The following is a 16,115-nucleotide window of genomic DNA, read 5'->3' on the forward strand; positions in this document are numbered from 1 at the left end:
GAAAGTTGAGTACGGCGACTCAGGTCAGACGGCGCCGGCCGGCCCAGGCTGGAGATGTGACCACCACCAAGCCTCCCGCCCCGAAGACGACGTCCGCGTTCATGGTGCAGGCCGCTCTCTCCTTCGCCATCTCGGTGTCGGCGGTCGCCTACGCGATCGCGCACCTCCCCGGGGACGGATGGATCCGCGGCTTCCTCACTGTCGGCATGCTCTACGTCGTGACGTCGACGTTCACGCTCTCCAAGTGCGTCCGTGACCATCAGGAGGCGTCCGCCGTCGTCAGCCGGGTCGACCAGGCCCGGCTGGAACGGCTCCTCGCCGAGCACGACCCCTTCCGGCAGCCTGGCCAGCTGCACTGACCACGCTCCGTACACATCTGAACTCGGTTTAAGTTCCTGCGCCGTGGAGAGGAAGGGGAGGCCCGGAGCCGCACACAGCGGACAACTCCCAGGCGGCACCCGCACAGGAGGCGACGCGAATGCGCACATCGAGGCCACCGAGGCAGCCGGCCCGGACCGGACCTGGCGGGCGCACCAGCCGCCCGGCCTGCACCGACCCGGCGCCGGCAGCCTCCGTGGTCGCGGCGTGAGCGCCACGGACCTCCACGAACGGCCGGCGGGCGCGGGGGGCCCAGCGGGCCCGACAGAGGAGGATGCCGCACCCGCCCTGCCGCGCGCCCAGGTCAACCTGATCTTCGGCACGATCCTGCTGGGCATGCTGCTCTCGGCGCTGGATCAGACGATCGTCTCGACGGCGCTGCCGACGATCGTCGGCGATCTCGGCGGAGCCGGCCACATGAGCTGGATCATCACGTCCTATCTGTTGGCCGAGACGATCGCGACCGTCCTCGCCGGCAAGTTCGGCGACCTGTTCGGCCGCAAGCGGATCTTCCAGCTCAGCATCATCATCTTCGTCGTCGGGTCGTTCTTCTGCGGGCTCGCGAGCACCATGCCCGTGCTGATCGCGGCCCGCGCCGTGCAGGGCATCGGTGCCGGCGGCATCCTCGTCACCGCCACCGCCCTGATCGGTGACGTCATCCCGCTGCGCGAGCGGGGGCGTTACCAGGGCGCGCTCGGCGCGGTGTTCGGCCTCACGACCGTCGTCGGCCCCCTGCTCGGCGGTCTGTTCACCGACCACCTGTCGTGGCGCTGGGCGTTCTACATCAACATCCCCATCGCGGTGGTCGTGATAGCGCTGGCAGCGCGCACAATCCCCGGTCGCACGAGCGTCGGACGTCCCAAGGTCGACTATCTGGGTGTCCTCTTCGTGGCCCTCGGAGCCAGCGGGCTGACGCTTGCCACGRCCTGGGGCGGCACCGAGTACGCCTGGGGATCAGCCACGATCATCGGCCTGTTCGCCGGTTCGGTGCTCGCCCTGGGACTCTTCGTCCTGGTGGAGCTGCGCGCCGCCGAACCGATCCTGCCGATGCGGCTGTTCCGGAGCCGGGTGTTCGCCACCGCGTCCGTCCTCAGCTTCATCGTCGGGTTCGCGATGTTCGGCGCGCTCACGTTCCTGCCGTCCTACCTGCAGTACGTCAGCGGGGCGTCGGCGACCATGTCCGGCGTCCGGACACTGCCGATGGTGCTCGGGCTGCTGACCACCGCCATCGTCTCCGGTCAGATCGTCGGGGCCACAGGAAGGTACAAACCGTTCCCTATCGCGGGTACCGCCGTGACCGCACTCGCGCTCTTTCTGCTGTCCCGGATGAACGCGGACACCCCCGTCCTGCTCCAGTCGCTCTACATGCTGATGCTCGGGGCAGGCATCGGCCTGTCCATGCAGATCCTGACGATCATCGTGCAGAGCACCGTCGACTACCGGGACCTGGGCGCGGCCACCTCCGGCGTCACCTTCTTCCGCACCCTCGGCGGGTCGTTCGGCGCGTCCATCATGGGAGCCGTCTACGCCAACCGCCTCGGCGACGTACTCCCGTCCGCACTGGCCGAAGCGAGGGTGTCACCTGACGCCGTCGCCAACCCCGCGGCCGTGCACAGCCTCCCGGCGAGCGCGCGGGCACCCGTCATCGGCGCCTACGCCGAGGCCGTCCACACGATCTTCCTGTGGGCTGTCCCGATCGCCGTGGCCGGCCTGCTCGTCGCCCTGTTCCTGCCCCAGGTCGCCCTGCGCGGGACGGCGCGCGAAGCCGTCCGCAGCCCCGGCAAGGGCTTCGCGATGCCCGCGAGCCAGAGCTCCGACGCCGAGCTGGAGACACTGATCAGCCACCTGGTCCGCCGCGACCGGGCCGCGATCGGCGGCGTCGTGGTCAGTTCCGGCGCGGGCGTCGACCTGCCCACCGCCTGGGGCCTGCTCGGCGTGCAGCTACGCACCCGGCTGCGCGACCACCCGCCGCGGCAACGAGACATCGAGCGCCACCTGCGCATCCCCCACGGCGTACTCACCTCGTTCTACGACAGCCTCGTGGCCGAGGGCTACCTCAGCCGGGACGGCGAGCTCCTGCTCCTCACCGACCGTGGCCGCACGGCCGTCATCACGCTGGGCGACGCGTGGACGTCCTGGCTGTCGGAGCAGCTCATCGAATCCGACAGCGAACGCGCGGTCATGGACGCCCGGGTCCGCGCGGCGATCGGCCGCATCGCCCGCCGCCTCATGGCCGAAGAGCAACCGGACCTCACGCCTGCCTGACGCCCAGGCCTGACACCTCGGTCTGACACCCAGGCCTGGTACCTCGGCCGGACGTCACCAGGGCAGCGGCTGTCCGTCGCGGAAGAAGCCACCGGTGGGGCCGTCGTCRGGAAGCAGCGCGGCCCACACGACGCCGGCGGCGCCGTCCGCGACGGGACGGCCRCCGCCGGCGCCCATGTCCGTGGCGGTCCAGCCCGGGCAGACCGCGTTGACCAGCACATTCTGCTGGCCCAGCTCGCCGGCGAGCAGGCGGGTGAGCGCGTTCAGCGCCGCCTTGGACACCGAGTACGCCGGGGTTCCGCCAGCCATCTGGCTGATCGAACCGCCCTCGCTGCTGACGTTCACGATCCGCGGGTGGGCGCTGCGCCGCAGCAGCGGAAGCACGGCCTGCGTGAGCCGCCACGCGCCGAACAGGTTCGTCTCCATCGCGGCATGCACACTGTCGAGATCGGCGCTCACCGCCCGCGCGCCACTGTCGTACATGATCGCGGCATTGTTCACGAGGATGTCCAGCCGGCCGTGGCGTTCGGTGATGTGCACCGCGGCGGCGGCGACACTGGCCGGGTCCGCGACGTCGAGCTCGYAGACGAAGACCCGCCCGTCGCCGGCGGACGTCCGCCCATCACCGGCCGATGTCTGCCCGCCTGCGGCCGGCTCACCGGCATCCGGTCGGCGCAGGCCGGCGACAACGTCACACCCGCGTGCGGCCAGCTGCCGGACGGTCTCCCGGCCGATGCCCCGACTCGCGCCGGTCACCAGCGCGAGCGGGCGTTCAGACGCCATCTCCACCTCCTCGACCGGAACACCCCTCCCCGCAGCCACGCCCGGAACCGGGTCACGATCGCGACCGGTTACCCTCCGCGCCTGCTGGGCCATAATGACGGTTGTGTCCCGTGCGCGCCGATCACCTGGCAGTCGCACCGCACTCGACGTTCTCCGCGGGTGGTTGAGACCAACCGACCCGGATGCCGTCGCCAAGGTCCTGGCCGAGATGGACGCGGGTCGACTCATCGGGCAGCCCGTGGCCGTCACATGTTTCCTCCGCGGCGCCACAGGCACCTTCCCGCGTCGTTGGCGTAACGGGATTCTGATTCTCGACGGTCTTAGCCTGACCTGGCGCCCTTTCCTCTGGCATGGAAACCGAACCACACGTCTGCCGTCTCGGCTCGACGTGGAGCAGGTACGCGATGTCCAGGGTGCCGAGGGGTTCACAATCAAGGCCGACCTGTTCAGAATCGTGGTCTGCCATGGAGTTTCAGGCCGCGTCGAACTTGGCGTACCGACCCTCGACGTACCCATCGTCCGACGCGCGATTCAACGCGACCAGGGAGTATCTGTTCCGTAGTCGGATCTGCGTTCGCCCAGGAACCAGGTGAGGCGTGGATGGACAGCCCGTTGCACGGACTTCGCGACCGGCGTCGACTGCGTCCTCCGGGTGCTGGACCCGGCATCCGGCGACGCGCAGCAGTTCAGTCCGGCCCGTCCGAGCTCCGGGGAAGCGCTCGACGTCCGATCGCGCCAGGACGCCCGTAGACCGATTCGGAGAAGTCGGGTGCCCCGACTCGCGCGTAGGGCAGACGTGGGGATCGGCTACTCGCCACGGTCGCCGCGCCGTTTCGTCAGTTCGATCGCGACTCGCTGGCCCGGCCCGGTGGAGCTGCCGACCTCGCCGGCCAGCGCGCTCAGGACGGTCCAGGCGAACGTGTCCTTCGACGGCGACTCACCGTCGAGGCTGTCGACCGAGACGGTCACCCGCATGAAGCCTGGGGACAGCGCGAAGACGCACTCCAGGGCCGATCCCGGGACGGCGGAGACCAGCAGCAGGGCGGAGGCCTCGTCCACGGCGATCCGCAGGTCCTCGATGTCGTCAAGGGTGAAGTCCGCCCGCGCGGCCAAGGACGCGGTCGCGGTGCGCAGGACGACCAGGTAAGCGCCGGCTGCGGGAACGCTGAGCTGCGCGACGTCGAGCAGGCCGCCACCGTGGCCATCGCCGGAGCTGCCCGTGCCATCGGCTGAATGCATCTGAGCCACGTTCCACTCCCAGTGCTGGGTTGTTCCGGCTCCGAGACTCGTCGCCGACGTCAGGTTCGAGGATGGGCGATCACTTTATTCCCCGGGGGCCGCGCGGCCCTTGAGAGCGTCTGCCAACGACGCGAGAACGACGAGCCRCACCCATCCTGCTTCTCTGGTCCGGGTCACGGACCGTCCGACCCCGGTCCACTTGTCCGGGGCACTGCCCGAGGGCGGTGGTTGCCAGCCTGCTTCCATGGTGGACAGGACGACGGACGAGGAGGCCGGGGCACTGTGCTCAGGGTGGCGACGGTCAATGTGAACGGCATTCGCGCGGCCAGACGGCGAGGGATGGGTGCGTGGCTGGAGGCCCGGTGCCCGGACATCCTGTGTGTGCAGGAGGTGCGCGCCGACGACGCGGTGCTGGCGGACTCGGTCGGGTCCGGCTGGCACATCGTCCATGAGGCGTCGGCCACGAAGGGTAGGGCAGGGGTCGCGATCCTGTCCCGGATCGCACCCGTGAGCGTCCGCGCGGGGCTCGGCGACTTCACCGGTGCCGGCCGATGGGTGGAGGCGGACTTCGCTCTGGRGGGCGATCCCGGACTGCTGACAGTGGTGTCCGTGTACGTACACACCGGCGAGGCGGACACACCCCTGCAGGAGGAGAAGTACCGCTTCCTGGCCACCGTCCGAGAACGCATGGCAAAGCTGGCAGCCGACGGCCGGAACGTACTTGTGTGCGGCGACCTCAACATATGCCACCGCGAGATCGACCTGAAGAACTGGAAGGGCAATCTGAGGAAGGCTGGATTCCTTCCTCCGGAACGAGCCTGGCTTGACCGGCTGTTCACCGAGGATGGTTTCATGGATCTCGTACGGAATTTCGCGGGAGAACAGCCGGGTCCATATACATGGTGGTCATGGCGAGGTCGGGCCTTTGATACTGACGCCGGCTGGCGAATCGACTATCTGATATCAAGCGACCACCTGGCCGGGCGGATCCTGGCCGCCGCTGTGGATCGGGCACCGACGTATGATCAACGCTGGAGCGACCACGCGCCGGTGTATGCCGATTTCGACGTGTAGTTACCGCGAGACGCCCCATGTACCCCACGATCCCCCTCCCCCACACCGCCTGATTCAGAGAGATTCGGCAGTCGTTCACGTGGCCGGAGTCAGCCGTTTGCGCTGGTTCGGAACTGCCCACAGGGAAGACAGGCTCCCTATTCGGCCGGGCGTGACCGGCGACCGTGGCGCTGACGCGGCTGAGCAGTTCGGCTCGGGCCGCTTCACTGGTCAGACCGAACAGGTCGACGGAGACTATTCGACTGAACAAACCGAGGCGAGGGCAGGCGGTGACCCGGACCGGGACGAGTTTCCGAGCAAAACCGTGTGGGTCAGTCACATATGCGGCCTCCCACCCGCTCTGAACGTGAGAGGATTTTAGGTAGTCCTCGGAGAGCGCCGCCACCGTGCGCTCCGACCGCAGAATCCCTTCCTGCATCTGCACGACCCAGTTGGACCCGGCAACCGTATACCAGGCTTGAATGAGCACCTGGTAGCCGGCGTCGTGCAGTTGCCACGCTATCCACTCGGCCCACACATGGTCAGCCTGTGTGTAAGAGATGAAGAAGTCCCAGCGGGCTCCCTCTGGCGGACCGGCTTGCTTGGACGACAGCGCCCCCGTTGCCACGCCGATATCGTCGCATATGCCGTCACAGAACGCAGCTAATCGCGCGCAGACAGTCCAGTCCCACTCGTTCTTTCCGAAACCCGCTGGTCCAGCACCATCCCGATCAACAACGCCAACGGGTCGTTCGTCAGCAGCTCGTCCGCCTCGTCGATCTGGCTCAGGTGCAGCCCCACATCGCCACCGTAGCCGACCGCGTCACCCGCCGGTCCGCAGCACTCGTCCAGGTTCATTCCGTGGGCATCGTGGCGAGTAGTGCCGGGACCTGTCCCAGAGCATGGGCGATGGCGAGGGTGTGCTGGTACTCGCGCCAAACGGTGATCAGTCCACCCCGGACGCGGAGCACACCGATGAACGGGGCCGAGGCGTGGCGGCCGGTAGTGGTGACGGTTCCGGCCAGTTCGTACTCGACGATGATCACCTGTGGGTCGGTGGTCTCGTGGATCGCCAGCTCCCGGCATTCCTCGAACCGCACCGGCAGCGATGACCGGCCGGCCGCGGCGAAGGCCAGGAACTCCTCTCGCCCATCGAAGCGACGTGGATGACCGGGTGCGGCGAACGGTGTCTCGACGACGGCGTCCTCGGCAAGCAGCGTGTTCCCCGCGTCCGCGCCGTTCGCGAGCCACTGCTGCCGCATGTAGGCGAAGACCTCGCGCGGCGTCCGCGGGTCTGGCGCAGCCCCATGCTGGTCGCTCATGACGGGCTCCTCCCGACTCAGCTAACATGAGTATCTACTCGACTTAGCTAAAATATGAGCGGCGACTCATCTTGTCAACAGGGAAGGTCACGCCATGGAGACAGACCAGTCGCCACCGGGGGCCGGCCGGGCCGACGGCACGCCGCCGCTGCGGGCCGATGCCCGGCGCAATCGGGACCGCATTCTCGCCGCCGCGAGCGAGGTGTTCGCCACCCAGGGGGCGTCGGCGACGACCGAGGAGGTCGCCCGTCGCGCGGGAGTGGCGATCGGCACGGTCTTCCGCCACTTCCCGACGAAGGACGACCTTCTCACCGCGATCATGAAGGATCTCCTGGAACAGCTCACCGCCGACGTGGCTGCCCTGGCCAGGGAGAGTGATCCGCGCACCGCGCTGTTCACCTTCTTCACCCGCCTCGTCGCGCAGGCCGCGGCGAAGAAGAGCGTCRTCGAGCTGCTCTCCCGGTCCGGTATCAAGATCGAGCCCRCACAGCCGTTGCAAGCGCTACGCGGCGGGATCGACGACCTGTTGACATCGGGCCAGCATTCCGGAGCCATCCGCGAGGACGCGCAGATTGGCGAGGTGTTGGCTCTGCTGGTCAGTACCTGTCAGGGAGCGTTTCAGGCCGGTTGGGACGACGACCTGCAACGTCGCACCCTCACTGTGATCTTTGACGGGCTTCGACCCCCCGCCGGTCCGACACTCCGCCCCTCGGAGTCCGGTGGCTGATCGCATTTACCGCTCAGCGCAGGAATGCGATATCCGTTCCACTCGTTCTGATCGTCTCGTGCAGCGACTTCATGGCGTCCAGCATCATTCCTTGTTTGTCCGATTTGCGCGGCCTGACCACAGCGTCCCGTCGGTCCTGTTTGTTGCCGGGGAACGCCTCGCGGACCGGCTCCTTCCACAACAGGGAGACCTCGATCCGGCGGATGCGCGCTGCCTACCCGAACGCGGAACTCGTTCACCGGCTTCGCGCACCGCAAGCGGGCTCGGACCGAACACCACGGCGAACCCTCCGGCCGCGTTCGCCTGAGCGACCGCGCCGGGTGTGAAAGGGAGCCGTAGGACTACGAAGGCCGCTCTGCGCCGTGCGCCGTGCACTGGGGCTGTGGATGACGGACTGTGCGATCCGTCGCCATTGYCCTGACGGTGTCGGCCACTGGCTCACTGCCGCCGCCTCGCGGCTGGCGTGCCGCTGCGCCGTGGTCGACACTGTGCGCGTGCCCCGGGAGGACCCCAAGGCGGCCTACCAGCGTCTGCGCGCAGCGCACCTGAGCGCTGTGCAGGCCGCGATCGAGGACCATGTGGCGCGGCTGGCGTGGCCGCGCCAGCGAATCGAGTACTACCGCACCGAACGACTCCGGTCGTTGCTGGGGTTCGCGCGCGAGCGTTCGCCGTTCCACGCGGCCCGGATGGCCGACATCGACCCGGCCACGGCGACGGTCGACGACCTCGCACGGCTGCCAGCCATGGTCAAGCAGGATCTCCAGGATGAATGGGACAGGATTGTCACCACCTCCGATATCGACCGTGCAGGCGCCGAGCGGGTGCTGGCCCAGCAGGGCTGGTTCTCCTACACGCCCACGGGACTCCAGGTATTCAGCTCGGGCGGCTCAAGCGGTGTGCGCGGCGTCTACGTATGGGACTGGGAGCAGTTCGTCACGCTCGCCTGTCTCGCCTGGCGATGGCAGGCGCGTGCCGAGCGCGCTTCCCGCTCGGCCGGCCGCCCAGTGCGACTGGCCGTGGTGGAGGCCGGCGAGCCGCCACACGCCAGCACGCCGTTGTTCGACGTCGCGACCGGGCCGTCGATGCAGACCGTCGTGATCCCGGCGGCGGCGCCGTTCGATCAGGTGCTGCACGCGGTGGCGGACGCGCGGCCGACCCATCTCGTGGGCTACGCCTCGGTGATCGGCCGCCTCGCCCGAGCTGCGATCGTGGGAGAGCTCGATATCCGGCCAGTTCGTGTGAGCACCAACTCCGAGCCGCTCAGCGCACAGGACCGCCACGYGATCGACACCGCCTGGGGCGCCCCTGTCCACAACCTGTGGGGCTCGACCGAGATCGGCGTCCAAGCGGTCGGCTGCGGCCACGGCGACGGCCTCCACATCTGCGAGGACGAGGTGATCCTCGAGCGGGTCGATGCGGCCGGGCGGCCGGTCGCCCCCGATGAGCCGGCGGCGCGCACGCTCGCTACCGGACTCGCGGGGCGCACGTTCCCATTTGTTCGCTATGACCTCGGTGACGAGATCACGCTGCTGCCCGACCGCTGCGCATGCGGCAGTTCGATGCTGCGCGTCGCCGACATCGTCGGTCGGCGTGACGACGACTTCCGCTACGGACGGCGAACAGTCCCAGCGAGCGCATTCCGGAACGTGCTGGGTACCGACCCGCTGATCTCGGAGTATCAGGTGCGTCAGACCGCGCGCGGGGCGGACGTGCTCGTGGTCGGGTCACCCAACGCCGCCGCGGTAGCCGCAGCACTGGCCTTCTCGCTACGGCCGTATGGACTATCGAATCCCGACATCAGCGTAGGCGTCGTTGAGCAGATCCCCCGGCATGCCTCGACAGGGAAGCTCAAGCGGTTCATCGCGTTGAGTGGTTAGCCGCTTTACCCCTTGGCGTCCTGGTCGACATCAGGGCGGATGTATGCCCTGGTCAGCTTCGCTGCCCGCGTAACCGCCGCGTCGCCGTGGACCAACCACATCCGTCGGTCAGCCAGCCTGCGCCTTGGCGGCGGCCTTCATCTGCTTCGTGCCACGGCGCAGTCCTCCGACCTGCTCCTATGCGGTCGGCGTGCCGTCTGACCTGCGTTCTCGCTTTCAGCAGTTGCCACTGATGTGGACCGTTTTCGGGCGTTCTGCGGACTGTTTGCGGACCGCAGATCACGCTGATTCACGGAGAACCCTGCGCACAATCTCTTCGACCTGCTCCACGCTCACGACAGGAGCCTCGGGGCTCTGAACCGCCCGAGCAAGGATGCGCCGGACCAACGCCGAGGTCGGCAGCTGCTCGGCGGCGGCACGGGCCTTGAGCGCCTCCGCCAACGATGCGGGAACCCGTACAGACACGACGGCCTGCTCAGCTTCCACGGCCTCCGCCTCGGCAGCCTCGGCCTCCTCGGTCGCGTACTCGGCGCGGATCGCGTCACGCCGGGCACGCCTGGAYGCATCAGTCACCGTCGCCCTCTCCCTCCAGGTAGTCTCGAAGATCGCTTCCGCGGGTCTTCCACGCGGTGATCCCAGCCTCGTCGATCGGGTCGACGATCACGGTCAGCACGAACCCGGCACTGCGCGAGTACCCGATCAGGCGAGCCGCGCCCATCCTGCTCCTCGGGTCCGGGTCACGAACGATCCTCCGCGGATCCTTCACAGCCTCCAGGGTCCACTCAGGCTCGATATCGGTCGCACCGGGATAGCGATCAGACCGACGCCGGATGTACTCCGCGTCCTCCTGGTCCCACCAAAGGCCGTCCACCACAACTTACAGTGTCACACATCTACTCACACGCGGGAAGGATCACTGGACGGCGACCACAGCGAGTCAACACGGCGCCCGACACACTCGGACGGCCCTGGCCGCCCAGCGGACTCCGTGCGGACAGGGCGGAAAGTTCGCCCACAAACCTGCAGGTCAAGAGGCTGCGGTCTTCGCCGCAGCCTTCAGCTGCTTCGTGCCACGGCGCAGTCTTCCGACCTGCACCTATCCGGTCGACACGCCGTCTGACCTGCGGTTCTCGCTTTCAGTAGTTGCCACTGGTGTGGGCCGTTTTCCAACCTCCTGCGGACCGTTTGCGGACCACTGCAGGGCGAGGAGACCCACGGCTCCGCCGATCACAGGATGGCGGAGCGTAACCGTCTCCGGAATCGACCGCCGCCCGCCACAGCGCCGTCGGCAGCTCGGAGCGTCGAGTGAGGATCACGGAGACCGCCGGAGCCTCCCGCTTCTTCCGCCCGTTCCCCGGTCAGCACCTCCGCCTGTGCGGGACGCCGGTCGAGTCAAGGGTGGCGCAGCCAGTCCGCAGGACCGCCCGAAGGGCGCCCAGGCGCTACGGGACCGTGTGCTCCTGCCTTCGGGTAGCCCTCATTGAGAGGGCGCCATGACCGTGTGCTCGAAATCCGGGAACTCCCGCGAAGCCTGCTCGATGACGGCCGCCGCTGTCTGACGCGCACCGGCCGCAAATCGCTCGGCGATGTCGAGCAGCTCGGCGTTCGGGCGAGACGGTCGGTCGCGTTCACGCGGATCGGTGGCCTCCCTGGGTCCGAATCCATCCGCCAGCAGCCAGAGAAACCCGGCCAGGTCGCGCGCCACGACCCCACCCTCACCTTCGGAACCTAGGAAGACGATGGGTTGATCTACGAGAGCCGCACCAGGGCGCACCAGCCAGAAGGCCGCTATACCACCCGTCCAATCCTGTCCGAAGGGCCGGAAAAATTCACCTGAAACCCCGCAGTCATCCGTCCAGGCCCGAAACCAATCCGTGGTGTCCTGTGCTGACATGAACTCTGGGTAAGGCTTGAATTCGATGCCATCGCCATCTGCATAGTCGAACTCTATTTCAGCCACGACCCGTAGCGCAGCAGGCAAAGATCGATCGTCATCGTACGTCATGTGTGCAACCTACCGGCCGGCTACTCAGGCTCCGGCGACGCCTCGACAGCTGGAGCCTGTCACGGTGAGCACCCGGCAGGACGAACCAGCGACGATACGTGGGTGATCCAGGGCTGGTTCCCCTCGTGGCAGGTTCTGAACTTCGTCGCCACCCACAGCTGATCAAGGTGACAAAGGGATTGCGAGGACTTCCAGAAACCTCGCTGACCTCTCCAGATGCTGCGTGACCTGTGCGGATTCCTTACGGCATCTACCGTCGTCTTCGGCGGTTTCTCGCGGTCCTGCGGACTGGCTGCGGACCGACCCGAGGGGCCACGGTGCCTCCTCGTGCCTCCCATTTCTTTGTCCCGTTCCCCGGCCAGCGCCTCCGCCTGCGCGGGACGCCGGTCGGGTCAGGGGTGGCGTAGCCAGTCCGAAGGACCGCCCGAAGGGCGCCCTTGACGCGGCCGGTGTCCCGTCAGACCATCTGGCGCCCAGCCGGGGAATGGGCACCCGACGTGAGCGGCGGGACCGGCCTGGCATCGCTGGTGGCCTTGCCAGCAGCGGATCACAGGGGGGTCAACCTTTTGATCCGTAGCCCTCGGCGCACCGTTCACGAGCGTCTACCGACGTCCATCGGCGCAGGTTACGGGCTCGGCCATGTCCACCGACGTCCATCGGCGTCTGTCCCCGTTGCAGTACAACTGCAGTACGGAAGCCTCCCCTGCCGCAGTCACAGAGCGTCAGGGGATCGTCGATCGCGACCGGCGGTCTCTGCCATTTTTGTCCCGATTTTGCGCTTTTTGCTGACTGTCGGTGTGTCAGCCGCTTGAGAGCCTGTCGAGGCTAACTCCTTTACCAGATTTCCTACGAAGCTGCGGACTTTTGACAGGATTGATCCGCTAGGGTAGAAATCTTGATCTAGATAATCTTACGGAGGAGGGAACTTATGGGGAACGGGTACGGGCGATGCAATGCGTGTATCAACGGGCTCCACGGTCAGTGTCAGGGGAAGTGTAGCTGCGCTGACGCTGGTCACTAAGGAGTAGTGCTTTGGCTGGCGCCGGTAAGCGCGGCGTCAGCCAAACCCCGGGTCAATTCAGCGCACACCCACCAGATCCTTCCGCGCTTGCCCTGCCATGAATATCTTGCGTCTGCTTCCGTCTACTGACGTTCGTCGGTCCGAGTGCGCGCCGTGACGGACAGAGTGCGGCCCAACGGTAGGTCCTGGCTGGGGCGAGTGTGGCGCCTGCCGCAGTGCCTCTGATCGGTAGTTAGATCTGGATCTTCCGCTGGCGTCCGTGGACGTTTGGTGAGGCCGTGGACTTCGGGTACTTGCTCAATAGGTGTCCGCTAGCGTCCATCCTCGTCCATCGCCTTGGCTGTCAGCCTGGCCGTCGACGCCGGATGGTGAAGTGGTCGCCCATGGACCGCCTTCCATCACGTCTACGTGTTGTCTGGCYCGACGAGTTACGGACAGCAGCACAGCGAGTGGCCCCGGCTCTCCGTGGCAACTGTCGGGGCTGCTCCGTAGGGAAGCCCCGACGGAGGTGCGGAGGGGCCGTCGATCCCCCTGGATGTCCAACGCACCTTGGTACCTGAGATGATGGACCTTCGGGGTAGCGGCGTTTCGGTTTACTGGATCGCAGTATAGGCATCTGGACTCGGGGGATGTAGATGAAAGTGTTCGTCAGCTGGTCAGGTGACACGTCAAAWAGCGTAGCGGAGATCTTCCGGGAATGGCTACCCGTTTTGATCCATGACGTCGACGTGTTTGTCTCGTCTCAAGATATCGGTGGGGGTACTCGTGCGCTCGACGTTCTGGCGGATGAATTGGAGGCGACTTCCTACGGTCTTATTCTAACTACAAGAGCTACACAATCGTCGCCCTGGATCAACTTTGAAGCAGGGGCCCTCGCTAAGCATGTTGCCAAAAGTCGTGTGGTTCCAGTTCTTGTCGACCTCGGCGTTTCGGATCTAAAGAATCCGCTTGCGCAATTCCAGGCCATCGACAGCAGGCATTCTGGTGCCGTGCTAAAGCTGGTGCGTGAGATGAATCAGCAAACTTCGCCGCGACATGTTGACGATGGCGTTCTACAAAAAGATTCGACGCGTTTTGGCCCGAGTTTGACGAGAACTTGCGTGCGGTTCGAACGGAAATGGAAAGAAGTTCGGGCGGCGATGCACTTACCGAACTTGAGATGCTTGCCGAAATTCGTATGGAGATTCGGCGGCAGTCGTCGACAATTTCACATCTTTCGACGAGCGTCCACGAGGTGATTCCGCCCGGCGATCGGACAAATAAGTTTATGTTGATTGCTGAGCATATGCTGCGAGTGGAGCTCGGTAAAGGAAATTTCATGCGCGTGCCGGGTGACGGTTATGGTGTAGAGTACAAGATTTCGAAAAAGCCCACCGCTAGACTGTTCGATTTCCTGTCTTTCCTTTGTTCGACAATGAATGTGTCGATCGAGCTTGATTTCCCTGAAGGACGCGAGTCGTTTMCGCCATTCTAGATGTGATCCAAAATCGGGGACTGGTACCTGTGTCCGATTTTTAAGGCGTCCCTGTGTACCCGATCGCTACACCTAAAATGCAGAAAAAGCCTGCCAGAGATTCTCTTCTCCGGCGACCGGAGGAGGTCTCGATTCGTCTACATCGCCCACACTAATCCGCCTCCCGCATACTCGCAGCCGATTTATTTCCCGGCTCGTCCATTTGCAAATCAAGAACTTCTCCAAGAAGAAGATAGGTGTGAATAAACAGATATTGGGCTTCGCGTGCAGTCACGTCGCCATGAATTCCCTTGTTAATTCTCTCGTAGACATCCGACATCTCGCGACGGATACGATTTTTTCGCCCGTCACTGTCAATTTTTTGCGCCACGTATGYGGTTAGGCGATTTAGGCGATTTTGCTGCCCGAGCTTAAGTGAATGYCCGTCGATATCCCGCGATTCATCAAGGGCGGGGAACAAAGCATCAATAAAGTCGTCGACGAGGCGCCGACATGAGGTCATCGCATGACTTATGGCCTCGGGGTCCCCCGATTCCAGACGCTCGTAGATAGCTTCAATCTTTTCGACAGCCCGGCCGGATACTGTTCCGAGTTTTCCATCAACGCGAACTCGAACATCGGAGAAAAGGTTCTCCTGCCGCTCCCCGAAGCGCATCCCGTAGTACGCAGACGAGGAAAAATCGTGAATCATGGCGAGAACTTTTGACCTGACTCGCGTGCAAGATAAAATACTCTCCAACAGCGAATTTCGCCGCTTCATGATATTGTTTGTAACCAGTAGGGCAGATTGTCCCGAGATTCCGCCGAACTGTGCCGACGACAACTCCGCCTGGTACTGATTTATTAGTGCATCGATCGATGCAAGACTGTTGTAGTACCCTCTACTGCTATCCTTATCGATCCATCTCCCGGTCTTGTCCATGTACGTATGCGAGAGAGTGGATGTATCGTACCCTCGCAACTCGAAAGACAACCATTCACGCGTTTCTTCCGCACCGGTGAAGCGCGCCAAACGAGTGGCCTTCAGTAGTATTTTCCCTGCGTCTAGCCTAGAGAGCTCGATGTCGTCCACGAGTTCTTCGGYCAGTTCGAGTGCGTGTTCAGTCTGATTCCCTGTCATATTCCAGCCTGTACGGAGATATGTGGTGCGTAACCACGCAAGACTAATCCATCCTCGCTGCAGAATCGATGYGCGCCAAGATAGCTATCATCCGCTGCGCGAGATTTGCATACTCCTCTGCGTCCGATTGCCCTAGATCTGATGCGCTCTTCGAAGCATGAATAACTTCATTCCTTAGGACGCGGAGACGATTTAGCGCCTCCGCGGTCGATGCCCCGATATGCTCGTTGAACTTGAGCGCGTTGATGGCATCCAAGGCAGTTACTCGCGACCGACCGAACACTATTCCGATTCTTTCAGTAGCCTCGAATAGTGCCTGTTCAACGGCACTCCAGGCCAATGGTATCGCGGCTCTTGGGGATACCTCGGCTACGGCGGCGACCTCAGTTGCAAGGTTCCCTACGGTACTGGGCCCGGAAGACGAGGGCGAATCCTTACCACCGCCTTCCTCGGCCTCACGTGCAGCCTGTTCAATATCCGAAATCTGCTGTTGAAAATCGAACTCAAAATCGCCAAATCGGAGAGCGGAAAGTCGCCCAAGTATCCGGGTGAGCGGAACCCGAAGGATAATGAAAATTCCAACTACAGCCATAGGCCAGGCAAGGGAAGAAACCAATGATGCRCAGAACTCTAGGACACTCACATCCACCCCCCGGAAGATCTTGTGAGATCTTAGCGCGCACTTCTTGATCTTGATCTCACGGGTCGCCAACTCCAGCGTTGCGCTGGCTTCATGGAGGTGTGAGGACGGCGGACGGTGGCTCGTTCTAGCAGGTCGGAGGCTGGGCTGTACGCGGCGGATCCGCCTCGGTGCTGCACCGGCTATGGGCCGGGCGCGACCAAGATCTAAT

Annotated in this window: 15 protein-coding genes and 2 pseudogenes; 7 read left to right on the top strand and 10 right to left on the bottom strand. The window is 64.8% G+C overall.

Going from position 1 to position 16,115, the window contains the following annotated elements:
• The first annotated feature begins 56 nt into the window (after nt 1-56).
• Together CC117_RS03775 and CC117_RS03780 are read left to right on the top strand one after the other, a co-directional pair.
• On the top strand, nt 57-359 hold the full coding sequence (locus CC117_RS03775) for a YiaA/YiaB family inner membrane protein (protein ID WP_071082374.1): 303 nt from the start codon (nt 57-59) through the stop codon (nt 357-359).
• A gap of 307 nt (nt 360-666) precedes the next feature.
• The gene (locus CC117_RS03780; RefSeq protein ID WP_071082406.1) at nt 667-2,643 is read left to right on the top strand and encodes an MDR family MFS transporter; all 1,977 of its coding nucleotides are present in this window, start codon (nt 667-669) and stop codon (nt 2,641-2,643) included.
• A gap of 54 nt (nt 2,644-2,697) precedes the next feature.
• Here CC117_RS03780 and CC117_RS03785 read toward each other — a convergent pair whose 3' ends face one another.
• Entirely contained in the window at nt 2,698-3,426 is a 729-nt protein-coding gene (locus CC117_RS03785) for an SDR family NAD(P)-dependent oxidoreductase (RefSeq protein ID WP_071082375.1), read from the bottom strand.
• 807 nt (nt 3,427-4,233) lie between these two features.
• Nucleotides 4,234-4,665, bottom strand: coding sequence for an ATP-binding protein (locus CC117_RS03790; RefSeq protein WP_071082376.1), 432 nt, complete (start codon nt 4,663-4,665; stop codon nt 4,234-4,236).
• A gap of 282 nt (nt 4,666-4,947) precedes the next feature.
• Here CC117_RS03790 and CC117_RS03795 point away from each other — a divergent pair, with 282 nt between their 5' ends.
• Complete coding sequence (locus CC117_RS03795; protein ID WP_071082377.1) at nt 4,948-5,739, top strand: exodeoxyribonuclease III; 792 nt, start codon at nt 4,948-4,950, stop codon at nt 5,737-5,739.
• Between the two features lie 196 nt (nt 5,740-5,935).
• Here the strand turns inward: CC117_RS03795 and CC117_RS38605 are convergent.
• The 3 genes and pseudogenes from CC117_RS38605 to CC117_RS03805 form a co-directional block, all read right to left on the bottom strand.
• Nucleotides 5,936-6,346, bottom strand: a pseudogene (locus tag CC117_RS38605) (toll/interleukin-1 receptor domain-containing protein); the annotation flags it as partial.
• Between the two features lie 35 nt (nt 6,347-6,381).
• The gene (locus tag CC117_RS03800; protein ID WP_071082378.1) at nt 6,382-6,576 is read right to left on the bottom strand and encodes a hypothetical protein; all 195 of its coding nucleotides are present in this window, start codon (nt 6,574-6,576) and stop codon (nt 6,382-6,384) included.
• On the bottom strand, nt 6,573-7,040 hold the full coding sequence (locus CC117_RS03805) for a nuclear transport factor 2 family protein (RefSeq protein ID WP_071082379.1): 468 nt from the start codon (nt 7,038-7,040) through the stop codon (nt 6,573-6,575). The genes CC117_RS03800 and CC117_RS03805 overlap by 4 nt, the downstream gene beginning before the upstream one ends.
• Before the next feature lie 94 nt (nt 7,041-7,134).
• On the opposite strand from CC117_RS03805, the gene CC117_RS03810 reads away from it, so the two are divergent.
• Complete coding sequence (locus tag CC117_RS03810; protein WP_071082380.1) at nt 7,135-7,767, top strand: TetR/AcrR family transcriptional regulator; 633 nt, start codon at nt 7,135-7,137, stop codon at nt 7,765-7,767.
• Nucleotides 7,768-8,243: 476 nt separating this feature from the next.
• Nucleotides 8,244-9,644, top strand: a complete 1,401-nt coding sequence (locus tag CC117_RS03815; RefSeq protein ID WP_071082407.1) for a phenylacetate--CoA ligase family protein — start codon at nt 8,244-8,246, stop codon at nt 9,642-9,644.
• A gap of 279 nt (nt 9,645-9,923) precedes the next feature.
• Here the strand turns inward: CC117_RS03815 and CC117_RS03820 are convergent, their stop codons facing one another.
• The 3 genes from CC117_RS03820 to CC117_RS34080 all read right to left on the bottom strand — a co-directional run bounded on the left by CC117_RS03820 (nt 9,924) and on the right by CC117_RS34080 (nt 11,649).
• Nucleotides 9,924-10,217, bottom strand: a complete 294-nt coding sequence (locus tag CC117_RS03820; RefSeq protein ID WP_071082381.1) for a ribbon-helix-helix protein, CopG family — start codon at nt 10,215-10,217, stop codon at nt 9,924-9,926.
• Complete coding sequence (locus CC117_RS38610; protein ID WP_241829813.1) at nt 10,210-10,362, bottom strand: hypothetical protein; 153 nt, start codon at nt 10,360-10,362, stop codon at nt 10,210-10,212. The genes CC117_RS03820 and CC117_RS38610 overlap by 8 nt, the downstream gene beginning before the upstream one ends.
• Nucleotides 10,363-11,121: 759 nt before the next feature.
• Nucleotides 11,122-11,649, bottom strand: coding sequence for an SMI1/KNR4 family protein (locus CC117_RS34080; RefSeq protein WP_084131469.1), 528 nt, complete (start codon nt 11,647-11,649; stop codon nt 11,122-11,124).
• A gap of 1,656 nt (nt 11,650-13,305) precedes the next feature.
• Here CC117_RS34080 and CC117_RS40260 point away from each other — a divergent pair.
• A pseudogene (locus CC117_RS40260) lies at nt 13,306-13,638 on the top strand (TIR domain-containing protein); the annotation flags it as partial.
• Nucleotides 13,639-13,787: 149 nt separating this feature from the next.
• The gene (locus CC117_RS38615; protein WP_241829814.1) at nt 13,788-14,144 is read left to right on the top strand and encodes a hypothetical protein; all 357 of its coding nucleotides are present in this window, start codon (nt 13,788-13,790) and stop codon (nt 14,142-14,144) included.
• 151 nt (nt 14,145-14,295) lie between these two features.
• On the opposite strand, the gene CC117_RS36985 is transcribed toward CC117_RS38615, so the two are convergent.
• On the bottom strand, nt 14,296-15,264 hold the full coding sequence (locus tag CC117_RS36985; protein WP_256385347.1) for an AbiTii domain-containing protein: 969 nt from the start codon (nt 15,262-15,264) through the stop codon (nt 14,296-14,298).
• Between the two features lie 43 nt (nt 15,265-15,307).
• Nucleotides 15,308-15,856: a DUF4145 domain-containing protein gene (locus CC117_RS40265; protein ID WP_407673465.1), complete on the bottom strand. Its 549-nt coding sequence runs from the start codon at nt 15,854-15,856 to the stop codon at nt 15,308-15,310.
• Nucleotides 15,857-16,115: the final 259 nt, after the last annotated feature.

Origin of the sequence: Parafrankia colletiae, from assembly GCF_001854655.1 — a bacterium.
Lineage (GTDB): Bacteria > Actinomycetota > Actinomycetes > Frankiales > Frankiaceae > Parafrankia > Parafrankia colletiae.

Coding starts and splice junctions, on each gene's coding strand:
- CC117_RS34080 (WP_084131469.1), bottom strand. CDS start 11,649: ATGACGTACGATGACGATCGATCTTTGCCTGCTGCGCTACGGGTCGTG.
- CC117_RS03805 (WP_071082379.1), bottom strand. CDS start 7,040: ATGAGCGACCAGCATGGGGCTGCGCCAGACCCGCGGACGCCGCGCGAG.
- CC117_RS03800 (WP_071082378.1), bottom strand. CDS start 6,576: ATGAACCTGGACGAGTGCTGCGGACCGGCGGGTGACGCGGTCGGCTAC.
- CC117_RS03790 (WP_071082376.1), bottom strand. CDS start 4,665: ATGCATTCAGCCGATGGCACGGGCAGCTCCGGCGATGGCCACGGTGGC.
- CC117_RS38610 (WP_241829813.1), bottom strand. CDS start 10,362: ATGGGCGCGGCTCGCCTGATCGGGTACTCGCGCAGTGCCGGGTTCGTG.